The organism is Nonomuraea sp. NPDC002799, from assembly GCF_053592075.1.
In genome coordinates, this window is record NZ_JBSFVA010000042.1 from 22,558 (window position 1) to 35,438 (window position 12,881).

At 72.4% G+C, this 12,881-nt stretch carries 11 protein-coding genes; 5 read left to right on the forward strand and 6 right to left on the reverse strand.

The genetic code is table 11. From position 1 onward, the window contains the following. From ACWD0F_RS43900 to ACWD0F_RS43910, 3 genes are read right to left on the reverse strand one after another with little or no spacing between them, the layout of a single operon-like run. A complete protein-coding gene (locus tag ACWD0F_RS43900; protein WP_449887843.1) occupies positions 1 to 741 on the reverse strand; it encodes an ABC transporter ATP-binding protein in 741 nt (246 codons plus the stop codon). A gap of 1 nt (position 742) precedes the next feature. Continuing rightward, positions 743 to 3,391 carry an ABC transporter permease subunit gene (locus ACWD0F_RS43905; protein ID WP_449887845.1) on the reverse strand — a complete coding sequence of 883 codons (2,649 nt, stop codon included), beginning with the start codon at positions 3,389 to 3,391 and terminating at the stop codon, positions 743 to 745. Continuing rightward, on the reverse strand, positions 3,388 to 4,596 hold the full coding sequence (locus ACWD0F_RS43910) for an ABC transporter substrate-binding protein (protein WP_449887847.1): 1,209 nt from the start codon (positions 4,594 to 4,596) through the stop codon (positions 3,388 to 3,390). Before ACWD0F_RS43910 ends, ACWD0F_RS43905 begins: the two co-directional genes overlap by 4 nt. A 157-nt stretch (positions 4,597 to 4,753) precedes the next feature. Between ACWD0F_RS43910 and ACWD0F_RS43915 the strand changes: the two genes are divergently transcribed. Genes ACWD0F_RS43915 through ACWD0F_RS43930 form a run of 4 tightly spaced genes read left to right on the forward strand, consistent with a single transcriptional unit; the run spans position 4,754 to position 7,389 of the window. Next, complete coding sequence (locus tag ACWD0F_RS43915) at positions 4,754 to 5,842, forward strand: alcohol dehydrogenase catalytic domain-containing protein (RefSeq protein WP_449887849.1); 1,089 nt, start codon at positions 4,754 to 4,756, stop codon at positions 5,840 to 5,842. 43 nt (positions 5,843 to 5,885) lie between these two features. Further along, on the forward strand, positions 5,886 to 6,380 hold the full coding sequence (locus ACWD0F_RS43920) for a cupin domain-containing protein (protein WP_449887851.1): 495 nt from the start codon (positions 5,886 to 5,888) through the stop codon (positions 6,378 to 6,380). Then, on the forward strand, positions 6,380 to 7,027 hold the full coding sequence (locus ACWD0F_RS43925) for an ArsR/SmtB family transcription factor (RefSeq protein ID WP_449887853.1): 648 nt from the start codon (positions 6,380 to 6,382) through the stop codon (positions 7,025 to 7,027). The genes ACWD0F_RS43920 and ACWD0F_RS43925 overlap by 1 nt, the downstream gene beginning before the upstream one ends. Positions 7,028 to 7,053: 26 nt before the next feature. Beyond that, positions 7,054 to 7,389, forward strand: a complete 336-nt coding sequence (locus ACWD0F_RS43930) for a hypothetical protein (RefSeq protein ID WP_449887855.1) — start codon at positions 7,054 to 7,056, stop codon at positions 7,387 to 7,389. 12 nt (positions 7,390 to 7,401) lie between these two features. On the opposite strand, the gene ACWD0F_RS43935 is transcribed toward ACWD0F_RS43930, so the two are convergent. Next, complete coding sequence (locus ACWD0F_RS43935; RefSeq protein WP_449887857.1) at positions 7,402 to 9,615, reverse strand: MMPL family transporter; 2,214 nt, start codon at positions 9,613 to 9,615, stop codon at positions 7,402 to 7,404. 98 nt (positions 9,616 to 9,713) lie between these two features. Here ACWD0F_RS43935 and ACWD0F_RS43940 point away from each other — a divergent pair, with 98 nt between their 5' ends. Then, positions 9,714 to 10,259 carry a TetR/AcrR family transcriptional regulator gene (locus ACWD0F_RS43940; protein ID WP_449887859.1) on the forward strand — a complete coding sequence of 182 codons (546 nt, stop codon included), beginning with the start codon at positions 9,714 to 9,716 and terminating at the stop codon, positions 10,257 to 10,259. Positions 10,260 to 10,437: 178 nt separating this feature from the next. Here the strand turns inward: ACWD0F_RS43940 and ACWD0F_RS43945 are convergent, their stop codons facing one another. Both ACWD0F_RS43945 and ACWD0F_RS43950 read right to left on the reverse strand, forming a co-directional pair. Next, the gene (locus tag ACWD0F_RS43945) at positions 10,438 to 10,692 is read right to left on the reverse strand and encodes a DUF6203 family protein (protein WP_449887861.1); all 255 of its coding nucleotides are present in this window, start codon (positions 10,690 to 10,692) and stop codon (positions 10,438 to 10,440) included. Between the two features lie 96 nt (positions 10,693 to 10,788). Next, entirely contained in the window at positions 10,789 to 12,807 is a 2,019-nt protein-coding gene (locus tag ACWD0F_RS43950) for a protein kinase domain-containing protein (protein WP_449887863.1), read from the reverse strand. Positions 12,808 to 12,881: the final 74 nt, after the last annotated feature.

The window sequence follows — 12,881 nt, forward strand, 5'->3', positions numbered from 1 at the left end:
CTAGCCGAGGTAGGCGGCCCGGACGACCGGGTTCCGCCTGATCTCGGCGGGCGTGCCGGTGGCGATCACCTTGCCCAGGTCGAGCACGATGATCCGGTCACAGGTGTCCATGACGAAGCCCATGTCGTGCTCGACCAGCAGCACGGTCGTCTCCAGGGCCCGCACGACCTCGCCGAGGCGGGCGGTCTGGCCGGCGTCCAGGCCGGAGGTGGGCTCGTCGAGCAGCAGCAGGCGCGGCCGGTCGGCGAGGGCCCTGGCCAGCTCGACGAGCCGGCGCTGGCCGACGGGGAGCGCGGCGGCGTACGCGTCGCGCAGCGGGGTGAGCCCGCAGAGCTCCAGCACCTCGGCCACGCGCTCGCCGCGCTCGCGTTCGAGCCGCCGCCGGCCCGGCCAGCCGATCAGGTCGGCGGCGAGCCCGCCACCGCCGCCGTGCCAGTCGAGCGCGGCCAGCACGTTGCCGGCCACGGTGAGCCGGCCGAAGACCTGCGTGCGCTGGAACGTGCGGCGCAGCCCGGCCCTGGCCCGCCGGACCGGTGACACACCGGTCAGGTCCCGGCCCGCCACGCTGACGCGCCCTTCGCTGGGCCTGCGCAGCCCCGACACCACGTCGAACAGCGTCGTCTTGCCCGCCCCGTTCGGCCCGATCACGCCGCAGACCTGCCCGGCGCCGGCCTCGAACGACACCCGATCCAGCGCCTTGACCCCGCCGAACGCCACCGACACGCCCTCCACGGCCAGCATGTCAGCTCACCCCCAGGTAGGCGGCGGTCAGCCGTTCGCTGTCCACCTCGGAACGCGGGCCCGTCCACGTGACGCGGCCCAGCCGCATGAACGCCACCCGGTCGGCGATCGCCAACGCCTCCGTGGCCTTCTCCTCGACCAGCAGCAGCGCCACCCCGCGCGCCCGCAACTCGGCGAAGACCTCGAACACCTGCCGCACCACCAGCGGCGCGAGCCCGAGTGACGGCTCGTCGGCGACCAGCACCCGCGGCGGCCGGATCAGCGCCGGGGCCAGGGTGAGGAGCTGCTGCTCGCCGCCGGACAGCGCGCCGGCGAGCACGGTGCGGCGCGCCGCGAGCTGCGGCAGCCGCTCGTAGACGGGTGCGGGGTCGGGCAGCCAGGTCCGCAGGTTCTCCTCCACGGTGAGACCGGGGAAGACGCCGCGCCCCTCCGGGGCGAGCAGGATGCCCGACCGTGCCCTGCGGTGGGCGGGCCAGGCGGTCACGTCCACGCCGTCCAGCAGGATCCGGCCGCTGGTGGCGGGCAGGTCGCCGGCGGCCACCGCGCAGGCGGTGGACTTCCCCGCGCCGTTCGCGCCGAGCAGCGCGACCACCTCGCCCGGCTGGACGGCCAGGTCCACGCCGCGCAGCACGGTGCAGTCCGCGTACCCGGCGACGACGCCTTCGAGCACGAACAACGGCCGCCCGGCGACCGGCCCCGCCCCTCCCCCAGGCACCGCCCCGGAGACGACTTTCTCCGCCGGCGCGTCCTCCTGCGCGGAGACCGTCCGCGGCGGCCGGCGGCGGTGGCGGATTTCGGCGAGCTGGGTGAGCACCCCGTCGGGATGCCGGGCCAGGATCATCCCCCCGGCCCCGAACAGAATGGCCCCGACGTGCGCGGACACGTCCCAGACGGCCAGCAGCTCGGGCACGACCACGGCGACGAGCCCCCCGAGCACCGCGCCGCCGATCCGCCGCACCCCTTGGAGCACCACCACGGCCAGCCACACGAACCCGGCGAAGGCCGGCAGGTCGGTGGCGGTGATCGAGCCCTTGGAGATCGCGAACAGCACCCCGCCCAGCCCCGCGATCGCCGACGCCAGCACGAAAAGCATGATCTTGGTACGGGACGCCGACAACCCCGACGTGGTCGCGGCGGCCGGCGCCGACCGCACGGCCAGGATCGCCCGCCCGGAAGCCGACCGTTCGAGATTGCGTACCAGCAGGGCGACGAGCCCGATCAGCACGAGCAGCACCACCACCCGCACCCGCGGATCCGAGGTGTCGGCGAAGCCGAACCCGAGCGCCGGCAACGGCCACCCGATCGTCCCGTTGCTGAACGCGTCCACCTGGAACAACACCTGATCGGCCAGCAGCGCCAGGGCGAGCGTGGCCAGCGTCAGCACCCGCCCGCCCAGCCGCAGTGCGGGCAGCGCCACCAGCATCCCGACGGCGCCGGCCGCCAGCACGCCCAGCAGGATCGCCACGACGAACGGCAGCCCCGAGGAGAACGCCCACCCGCAGGTCAGCGCGGCCATCGAGGCGAAGGCGGCCTGAGCCAGGTTCACCATGCCGCCGATCCCGGTGACCACCACGAACGAGCAGAAGATCAGCGCCAGCACGAGCCCCTGCGCGGCCACGCCCACGTAGTACTCCGAGGCCAGGAAGGCGAAGGCGAGCAGCGCGGCCAGGCCCAGCGCCCACGGCAGTCGCCGGCGCCAGGGCGGCAGCCCCGCCAGGTGGTCCGGCGGCGGCGCGTCCTCGCTGGCGCTGCCCGCGATCCGATCACGCGACCTGTTCAGCAGGACGAGACCGGCGAAGAGCAGGATCACCGGCACCGCCGTCCGCAGCCCGGTGACCTCTTCGAGGAAGTCGGTGTAGCCGGCGACCAGGTTCTGGACCACGCCGAGCGCGAGCCCGGCCGCGAACGTCCAGGGGATCGACCGCAACCGCCCGAACACCGCCGCCGTGGCCGAGGCGAACAACAACACCGTGTACGCGGTCGCGTCCAGCCCGAGCACCGACACCGCCAGCACCCCGGCGAGCCCGGCCAGCCCCGAGCCGAGCATCCAGGCCAGCGCCGAGGTGCGGTCGGCGTCGATGCCGCGCAGCGTGGCCAGGCGGCGGCGGTCCACGGAGGCCCGCATGCGCAGCCCGTACGGGGTGTGCCGCAGGAACGCCCACAGTCCGGCCGCGGCCACCGCCGAGAAGGCGAACGTGATGAGCTGATCGGTGTCCAGGCGCACGCCGAGCACGTCGAGCGGGCGGGCCGGATGCGGCCCGACGCCACGCGGCAGCGAGGTCGCGTCCGCGGGCGGCAGCCCGGCCAGGTCCACGATCAGCAGGCCCAGCGCGGGCAGCGCGATCGTGAGCCCGATCGTGGCGACGATCTGCGCGGTCTCCCCCGCCCGGGCGAGCCCCCGGAACATCACCTTGTGCAGCACGTAGCCGAGCGCGGGCGCGAACAGCACCACCGCGATCAGCGCCGACACCCAGGCGGGCAGCCCGGCGGCCACGTTGAGCTCGTAGAACAGCAGGGCGGACAGGAATCCGAGTGCGCCGTGGGCGAAGTTGAACACCCCGGTCGCCGCGTACGACAGTGTCAGGCCCGATCCCATGATCGCGAAGATCGCTCCGGTGACCAGGCCGCTGAGCACGTAGCCAACGATCATTTGAGCGGCACGTTGTCGAAGCACTTCATGCTCTTGGCCACCTGGAAGGCGCCGCTCTCCAGCTTGACCAGGGCGCCGCAGCCGTTCGGCTCGCTGTGGTCCCTGGGATACTGGATCTTGCCGAAGCCCGCGTTCTCGTAGAGGTAGGAGCCGTTGCCCGTGGCCAGGAACTTCTCCCTGGTGAGGTCCTTGCCGGTCTTGTTCAGCATGTCGAGGAAGATGTCGGCCGCCCAGTAGCCGATCGCGAGGTGCTGGGTGAGCGCGGTGCCCGGGGCGGCCTTCTCGACGTCCTGCTTGAGCTTGGCGATCTCCGGGGCGCTCGACTCGAACGGCTCGAACATCGGCGCGGCCAGCACGCCCTCCAGGGCCTGCGCGGTGGCCTGGTCCTTCAGGATGGCGGCGTCATAGCTGGTGGCGTCGGTGAGCACGCCCTTGTACCCGGCCCGTTTCAGCGCCCCGTAGAGCCCGACGTTGAACTTCGTGCCGGCGATCACGGAGACCACGATGTCCGGGGCCTGGCCGTCGTTCGAGGTCATGATCTTGTTGACGTACGGGAGCCAGTCAGGTGGTGGCGCGGCGGCCGGCAGGCCCGAGTTCACGCCGGCCAGCTCGAATCCGGCCGCGGTGAACGACTGGGAGATCGTGGTGCCGCCGTACTTGCTGCCGCTGGAGTCGGAGGTCTGGACGTAGACGCTCTTGCCCGTGGCGCCGCCGAGCAGGTCGGCCATCTGCCGGCCCCACCACGTCTGCGAGCCGGCCCCCTGCTTGGGCGCCAGGCAGCCGTTGTAGCCGAAGCCGGTCTTCGTGCCGCACCACTGCGGGCCCGTCGCCCAGCCGAACCACGGGACACCCTGCTGCTCCAGGAAGGCGGCGCCGCCGAAGTTGGGGGCGTGCACGGGGATCAGGGCGAACACCTGGTCCTTCTGCACGAGCTTCTTGGCCGCCGAGTCGCCCTTGGCCGCGTCCTGCCCGTCGTCCTCGGCCCCGAGGAACTCGATCTTCCGCCCGTGCACGCCGCCCTCGGCGTTGGCCCGCTCGAACCTGGCCTTGGCCCCGATCTCGGCGTCCTTGGTGGAATATCCGCTGGCGCTGGTCTTGGTCAGCACGCCGCCGACCTTGATCGTCGTGTCGGTCACGCCTGGGGCGGACGCGCCGCCCGTGCCCTGCTGCTGGGCCGCACACCCGGCGACGAGCAACGTCGCCATGAGTACCACCGGGCCCCGCCGTACCATGATGGCCTCCTGCGATTTGGCCTAGCGCTCGCTTGGTTTTGCGCCGAGCGTAAATTCGCCCGCCAGGGGTGTCAACGGGCTCCCGAGCAACCGCTTGCTCACGATATGCGGCCGGGTTACCGTTTGGCGCATGCTGATGCGCGCGGCCGTACTGACCAGGTTCCACGCCCCCATGGAGATCCGCGAGGTCGAGATCGCCGACCCGGGCCCCGGCGAGGTCCGCGTGCAGATCAAGGCGTCGGGCGTGTGCGGCTCCGACCTCAAGGCCATCGACGGCAAGAGCCCCGTGGTGAGCAGGTTGCCGTTCATCCTCGGGCACGAGAGCGCCGGGGTCGTGGAGAGCGTCGGTACGAACATCACCACCGTCAAGCCCGGCGACCACGTCATCATCTCCATGAGCGGCCCCTGCGGCCGCTGCCGCCCGTGCGGCGCGGGCCGCTTCCACCTGTGCTCGGGCCCCGCCAGGCTTCCGGCCATCATGGGCGGCCTGCCGAGGATCACGCTGGACGGCGTGGAGACCCGCCGCTTCATCGGCATCGGGGCGTTCGCCGAGTACGCGGTGGTCGGCGAGCCCATGTGCGTGAAGATCGCGAAAGACGCCCCTTTCGACGTCATGGGCCTGCTGGCCTGCGGCGTCGTCACCGGCGTCGGCGCGGTCCTGAACGTCGCCCAGGTTCCGCCGGGCGCCGGCGTCCTCGTCGTGGGCTGCGGCGGCGTCGGGCTCAACGTCATCCAGGGCGCGGTGCTCGCGGGCGCCACCACGATCATCGCCGCCGACGTGGCCGAGCAGAAGCTCAAGCTGGCCGAGCGCTTCGGCGCCACCCACACCCTGCTGGCCACGGATCTCCCGCGCCAGGTGGGCGAGCTGGTCAAGGGCGGCGTCGACTACGCCTTCGACGCGACGGGCGCCCCCGGCGTGCTGGCCCAGGCGTTCGCCGCGACCCAGCCGGGCGGCACCACGGTCATGGTCGGCAGCCCGCCCGCCGGCCATCCCCTGGAGCTGGACACGGGCCTGCTGTTCTCCTCCCGCCGCCTCATGGGCACCCAGGGCGGCGACGCCGCGCCGCACCGCGACCTGCCCATGCTGGCCGGGCAGTATCTGCGGGGCCGCCTCGACCTCGACGGCCTGATCTCGGAGCGCCTGCCGCTCGACCAGATCAACGAGGCGGTGGAGCACGTCCGGCAGGGCTCGGTGGCCCGTACGGTCATCATCTTCTGAATCCTGTTATTCTACGTTTCCTTAGAATATTAGAGGAGGCGGCATGTCCTACCCCGAACCCCGTTACTTCGGCGAGCACGGCGAGCGCGGCGGTGACTTCAAGGAGGCCGGCCGCAAGCCGGACCTGTCCATCGGCACCGGCGGCACGCAGGTGCACTACCTGGCCACGGGCGGCTCCACCAACGGCGCCTACGGCCTGTACCGGTGGGAGATGGGCCCGCGCCCGTCCGGCCCCGACCCGCACTTCCACCGGACCATGACCGAGTCGTTCTACGTGTTGTCCGGCACCATCCGGCTCTACGACGGCGTCACGTGGGCCGACGGGCGGCCCGGCGACTTCCTGTTCCTGCCCGAGGGCGGCGTGCACGCCTTCAGGAACGAGTCGGGCGAGCCGGCCACGATGCTGATCCTGTTCACGCCGGGCGCCCCCCGCGAGGCGTACTTCGAGGAGCTGGCCGAGATCGCCGCCGGCGGGCGGCAGCTCACGGCCGAGGAGTGGACCGACGTGTACCTGCGCCACGACCAGTACATGGTCTGATGACGGCGTTCCCGGAAGAGCCGATCTACGAGCAGCTCGCCCGCATCTCCAAGGCCCTGGCCAGCCCGGTGCGGCTGCGCCTGCTCGACGTGCTCGACCAGCGCGAGCGCACGGTCGAGGAGCTGGCGCGGGCGGCGGAGATCCCGCTCAAGAACACCTCGGCGCAACTCCAGCAGCTCCGCGCCGCCCAGCTCGTCACCAGCCGGCGGGAGGGCACCCGCCTCTACTACCGGCTGGCCGACGAACGGGTGTCGCGCTTCCTGGGCGAGCTGCAGGAGTTCGCGCACGACCGGCTGGCCGGCCTGCGTGAGGCCGTGCGGTCGCGGCTCGGCTCACTGACGGGCGTGACCGCCGGCGAGCTGGCGGAGCGGCTCGCCGATCCGGGCACGGTGGTGCTCGATGTGCGCTCGGCGGCCGACTACGCGGCCGGCCACGTCCCCGGCGCGATCTCGGTGCCGCTGGCCGAGCTGCTCGACCGGCTCGACGACCTGCCGGCGGACGCGGAGATCGTGGCGTACTGCGGCGGGCCGTACTGTGTGGTCTCCCCCGAGGCGGTGCGCCTGCTGCGCGAGCACGGCTACGACGCCCGGCCCCTGGACGGCGGCTACCTCGGCTGGCGGCGCGCGGAGCAACCGCTGGAACATTGAGCGATCGACCGCATACGCTGAGCGACGTGGCGAACACGACAGAGGCAGGCGCGGTGCGCATCGGACGAGCCGCCACGGCCGGCCTGCTCACGGCCCTGACTCTGGGCGGCCCGGTCCCCGCCCAGGCCGCGCGCCTGTACGACTTCGGCTCCCAGGGCGTCGTCATCTGGAGCGAACCCCGGGCGGACTCCGGCCGCAACGGCCTGGGCCACCCGGGGCAGGGCTTCGAGTCCGTCTGGTCCCAGCAGCACGGCCTCTTCCGGTGCGCCGACTTCGAGAGCACCCTGTGGCACCACGGCCGCAACGTGACCACCGGCATCTCCGGCTGGGTCCCCGCCTGCGACCTCGCCGACACCGACTGACTCGGAGCCCCGTCAAACGCCAGCCTTGACCGGCTCCGGGCGCGGGGGCGCGACCTCGTCCTCCTCGTGGCCCTCCACCGACAGGTTCGGCAGCAGCCGGTCCAGCCAGCGCGGGCACCACCAGTTCAGCCGGCCCAGCAGCACCATCGTGGCGGGGACCAGGAACCCGCGGATGATCGTCGCGTCCACCGCGACGGCCACCGCCAGCCCCACCCCGAACGTCTTCACCATCGCGTCCGGATAGGCGATGAACGCCACGAACACGGCCACCATGATCAGCGCGGCGGAGGTGATGACCCGCCCCGTCGTGCCGAGCCCCTCAGCGACGGCCCGCGAGTTGTCCCCATGCTTCGTGTACGCCTGCCGCACCGCCGTCAGCAGGAACACCTCGTAGTCCATCGACAACCCGAACAGCACCGCGAACAGCATCAACGGCACATAGCTCTCGATCGGCACGCTGAAGAAGAGCGTCTGCAGGAACGAGGAGCTCACCGGCGGATCCATGCCCACCAGCCCGCTGCCCAGACCGATCGAGAACACCATGGCCAGCGCCCCGAACGCGGCGCCCAGCGACACCAGGTTCATCACCGCCGCCTTGATCGCGACGACCGGCGCGCGGAAGGCCAGCAGCAGGAGCAGGGCGCTCAGCAGCACCACCACGCCGATGACCAGCGGGGTGCGCTCCGCCATCCGGTCCCCGGCGTCGGTCAGACCGGCCACCTTGCCACCGACGTGCACGTCGATGCCGGGCAGCGCGATGGCCCTGATGCCCCTGACCACGTCGGCGGCCCGGCTGTCGCTGGGGGCGTAGTCGGTGACGACCTGGAGCAGGACCGAGCGGCCGGAGGTGTTCACCTTGGGGTCGCCCAGGTGCGCGACGCCGTCGACGTCCTTCACCTCGCGGGCGAGCTGGTCGACGATCGGGTCCTTGGCGCCGGCCACCTTCGAGGGCAGCTCGGCCACCACGATGAGCGGGCCGTTGCTGCCCGCGCCGAAGCCGGTGGCCATCAGCTCGTACGCCCGGCGCGGCTCCGAGCCCTGCGCGCCGTACCCCTCGTCGAGCGGGCCCAGCTTCAGCGCGAGGGCGGGCGCGGCCAGGGCGGCCAGGACGAGCGCGCTGGCGAACAGCACCCGCCACGGGCGGCGCGCCACCCACGACCCCAGCCCGGCCCAGCCGGTGCCGGCCGAGCCGCCGCCGCGCAGGAAGGGCACCTTGAGCGCGTTGACCCGGTGGCCGAGCAGCCCGAGCAGGGCGGGGACGAGCGTGATCGAGGTCAGCACGGCGGCGACGACCGAGATGCCGGTGACCCAGCCGAGCGTGGCCAGCAGCGGGAAGCCGGCCAGCATCAGCGCGCTCAACGCGATGATCACCGTGCCGCCCGCGAACACGACGGCGCCGCCCGAACTGGCCACGGTCCGGCGTACGGACTCCACGACGGGCACCCCTTCGGCCAGCAGCCGGCGGTGGCGGGACAGCAGGAACAGCGCGTAGTCGATGCCCACGCCGAGCCCGATCATCGTGGCCATGATGCCGGCCTGCTTGGGCATGTCGACCACCCAGCCGAGCAGCCCGATCAGGCCGAGCCCCGAGGCGACGCTGACCAGCGCGACGAAGATCGGGACCATCGCGGCCACCAGCGTCCCGAACGCGAACACCAGCACCAGCAGCGCGCAGATCACGCCGATGATCTCGCTGGGCCCGGTCTTGATCTCCTTGTCGGCGGGCGTGGAGCTGTCGGCGGGCACCACTTCGAGCCCGGCGGCGCGGGCCGGATCGGCGGCCTTCGACAGGGCCTGGGTGGTCGCGGCCAGCTTGGTGCTGTCGTGACCCTCCATGCGGATGCCGATGAGCCCGATCTGCAGGTTGGAGGAGATGCCGCCCTTACGGAAGGGCGTGTCGACCTGGACGACGTGGGGCATGTCCGTCAGCCGGTCGATGGCGTCCTCGACGGCCTCCTTGCGCGCCTTCTCGATCAGCGGCCCGCCGGCGGAGTACACGAGCAGCTGCACCGTGCCGCCCGTGCCGTAGCCGGGGCCGAAACCCTCCTTCATGAGGTCGTGCGCGCGCTGCGCGTCGGTGCCGGGGATGCTGGCGTCGTTGCTGGTGGGGCTGGCGAACACGAGGTTCGAGCCCATCAGCGCGCCTGCCGCGACCACCCATAAGATCAGCACGATCTTCCCGTGGCGAGCACACCAGCCACCCAGCCGTCCCAGTAACCGCGCCATCGTCCGCCCCCACCTCGACGCCCGTCCTGTACGGTCGTACAGGACATACGATAAGACGGGGGACGTCCGGAAGGCTCATCCCGCAGGGAAATGAGACGATGACCACATCCGAGACCACATCCGAGACCGCAGCCGATGACACCCGCAGCCGAATTCTGGCGGCGGCCCGGGAGTTGTTCGCCGAGCGCGGCTACGCGGGCACCTCCCTGGCCGACATCGCCGCCGCCGTCGGCCTGACCAAGACCGCCGTCGCCTACCACTTCCATCCGAAGGACCGTCTGGCCACGGAGTTGTTGTCCCCGGCGGCGGGCGACATGATCGCGCTGCTCGACGCGGACCACGCCACGCGGGCGGACTTCGTCGAGGCGCTGGTCGCGTTCGCGGTGCGCTACCGCTCGGTGATCCGCCTGTTCATGGAGGACCTGGCCGCCGACGACTCGGTCCCGCAGGGCACGGAGCGCATGACGATCAGGACGTTCAGGGACGAGATCTACACCAAGCTCGCGGGTGACGATCCCGATCCGGAGACCAGGCTGCGGAGCTGGGCGCTGCTCGGGGCGCTGCAGTGGGGCGCGGTCAAGACGATGGACCTGCCGGAAGAGCAGGTCAGGGCCGTGCTGCTGGCCACCTGCCGGGCCTGCTGAAGTCCAGGCTCACGCACAGGTCGGCCGCATGCCCGACGCTCTCACGCACAGGTCTGCCGCATGCCCGACGCTCTCACGCACGGGTCGGCCAGATGCCGGCGCGATCGACGACGACATCCGGCCGACGCGAGACCGTCACCCTGGAAGAAGCCCCTGGGTAACAGCGCGGCGGGCGCTCTCAAGAGATCCGGACACGCTCCCGGTGCGGGCCCTTGCGCCCGCCATGGTGCAGGAGATCGTGCCGGCCCCCGTGCTTGTCATGGTGCCGGCCCCGGTGCTTGTCATGGTGCCAGAAGCCGTGGCCGCTCTGCTGCTGAGCCTGGAGCCGCTGCCTGCGCTTACGGCCCAGCAGCCAGCCCAGCGCCAGGACGGCCAGACCGATCGGCGTGGCGGCCATCTTGCGGGCCATCATGAGCTTGAGAAGTTTCATCATGTGGCCCTAGCTGCCCAAAAGCGGACACACCACGCCACCCCCGCAGGTCGCCCGGTCACATCCCCGGCCACACCGGCAGACCACAGCGGTATGACGTCAATCGCCGGCGATCGGGCCGGTCGAGGTGGTCGGGGTGGGGGTCGTCTCGTCGGGGTCCGGGCCCGACTGTCCCGCCCGGCCGACCACGAGCGTCACCGTGGATCCCGCCGCCGCACAGGTGCCCGCCTGGAGGCTCTGGCTGAGCACCGTGCCCACCCGCGCGGGGTCCTCGACCACCTGTCCCGTGGACCGCACCACGAAACCGGCCCCGACCAGGGCGGCCCGGGCGTCCGCACGGGTCTGGCCGGCCACGGACGGCACGACGGTGCCGGCGCGTGCCACCGTGAGCGCCACCGAGGCACTGCCCTGAACACGCCGGCCCGCCTTCGGCTGTGTCGACAACACCTGCCCTTCGGGCTGCTCCGAACAGGATCGCGTGACGGCGCCGACCGTGAGACCGGTCCTGGTCAGCACCGCCGCGGCGGCCTTGCGCTGCAGGCCCACGACCGAAGGCACCGGCAACCCGGCCGAGACCTGCAAGGACACCTTGGTGCCCTTGGCCACGACGGAGCCGGCGGCGGGCCTGCTGCCCAGCACCAGGCCGATCTTCTGCGCCGAGTCGAGCTCGGACACGGCTCCCGGCACCAGCCCGGCCCTTTTGATGGCCTTGGCCGCCGCTTCCCGGCCCATCCCCGCCAGCGGCGGGATCGGCACCGTCACGGGCATCGCCACCGGCGGGTCCGCGGTGGGTTTGCGCCCGGCCGCCGTCGGCTGGCTCTTGGCCGGGGACGACTTGGCCGGCGTGGGCTGGGACGCCGCCGGCCGCGACGACGACGGGGCGGGCACCGACGGTCCGGCCGCCTGCGACGTCTGCCCGCTGTCACCGTTCAGGGCGGAGTAGAGCACGGCGATCAGCACGGCGGCCGAGACCAGCAACGCGACGCAGACGGCGACGGCCGCCCTGAGCCAGCCGGTCCTCGAAGGCCCGGCCTGGCCCCCGCGCCACCCAGCGTCCTGGCCCGCCCCAGCAGCCCCGGACACCTGACCATCGGGCGCCTGACCATCGGACACCTGACCATCCGGCATCCGACCATCCGGCGCCTGACCATCCGGCTCCTGAGCACCGAACACCTGAGCACCGGAGCCGGGCAGCAGGTAGCCGCCGGGCGCCCCCGTGGCCTCGGGATCGGCCAGGGGCGGGCGCGGCTCGGGGACCAGCGGCGGCGTGACCCGCAGGATGTGGGCCGGCGGCGAGCGCAACACCTCCTCCGGCACGTCGTCCCTGTCCCCCAGCAGCGCCAGCAGCAGGTCCCGGCTGGTCGGCCGGTTGCGGGAGTTCTTGTCGAGGCAGGCGTCCACGAGCGTCCGCAGCCGCCCGTCCAGCCGCCCCAGCTCCGGCTGCGCGGTCAGGATGCGGTGCAGCACGGGCGCGACCGAGTCCTGTCCGAACGGCGCCGTGGCGTTGGCCGCGAAGCACATCGTCGCGCCCCAGGAGAAGACGTCCGCCGCCCCGGTCACGGCTGAGGCCGTGATCTGCTCGGGAGCCATGTACGCCGGCGTCCCCACCCCCCGCCCGCTCACCGTGGCCGCCGCGTCCAGCGCCCTGGCCAGGCCGAAGTCGATCACCCGTGGCCCGTCGGAGCCGAGCAGCACGTTCTGCGGCTTGAAGTCCCGGTGCACGATCCCGGCCCGGTGGATCGCCGCCAGCGCGGTCGCGGTGCTGACCGCCAGCCGTTCCAGCGCGCCGCCCCGCCGGGGCCCGGTGAGCGCGACCTCCCGCTGGAGCGAGGGCCCGTCGACGTACTCGCTCACGATGTACGGCCGGCCCTCGTCGAACCCGGCGTCGATCACCTGGGCCGTGCAGAACCGGGCCACATGCTTGGCCAGCTCCACTTCCCGCAGGAACGCCGCCCGCTCGTCCCCCACCGGCCCATGCAGCAACTTGACCGCGTACGTATCCCCGCTCGTCGAACCGAGGAACACCGTGCCCTGACCGCCCTCGCCGAGCCGTCCGGAAAGCTCATATTCCCCGAGTCGCTGGGGGTCCCCCGTTCTGAGCGGCTGCGCCGTTGGCACGGGGCGCCTCCCCTCGCCGCCACCCCTTCTGCTCTGCTCTCTACTGAATGCAACGGGCCCCGATCAGTCAACGG

Bases quoted from the DNA above. Each gene is read 5' to 3' on its own strand.
- ACWD0F_RS43900 (WP_449887843.1), bottom strand. From the start codon at position 741: ATGCTGGCCGTGGAGGGCGTGTCGGTGGCGTTCGGCGGGGTCAAGGCG.
- ACWD0F_RS43905 (WP_449887845.1), bottom strand. From the start codon at position 3,391: ATGATCGTTGGCTACGTGCTCAGCGGCCTGGTCACCGGAGCGATCTTC.
- ACWD0F_RS43910 (WP_449887847.1), bottom strand. From the start codon at position 4,596: ATGGCGACGTTGCTCGTCGCCGGGTGTGCGGCCCAGCAGCAGGGCACG.
- ACWD0F_RS43915 (WP_449887849.1), top strand. From the start codon at position 4,754: ATGCTGATGCGCGCGGCCGTACTGACCAGGTTCCACGCCCCCATGGAG.
- ACWD0F_RS43920 (WP_449887851.1), top strand. From the start codon at position 5,886: ATGTCCTACCCCGAACCCCGTTACTTCGGCGAGCACGGCGAGCGCGGC.
- ACWD0F_RS43925 (WP_449887853.1), top strand. From the start codon at position 6,380: ATGACGGCGTTCCCGGAAGAGCCGATCTACGAGCAGCTCGCCCGCATC.
- ACWD0F_RS43935 (WP_449887857.1), bottom strand. From the start codon at position 9,615: ATGGCGCGGTTACTGGGACGGCTGGGTGGCTGGTGTGCTCGCCACGGG.
- ACWD0F_RS43940 (WP_449887859.1), top strand. From the start codon at position 9,714: ATGACCACATCCGAGACCACATCCGAGACCGCAGCCGATGACACCCGC.
- ACWD0F_RS43945 (WP_449887861.1), bottom strand. From the start codon at position 10,692: ATGATGAAACTTCTCAAGCTCATGATGGCCCGCAAGATGGCCGCCACG.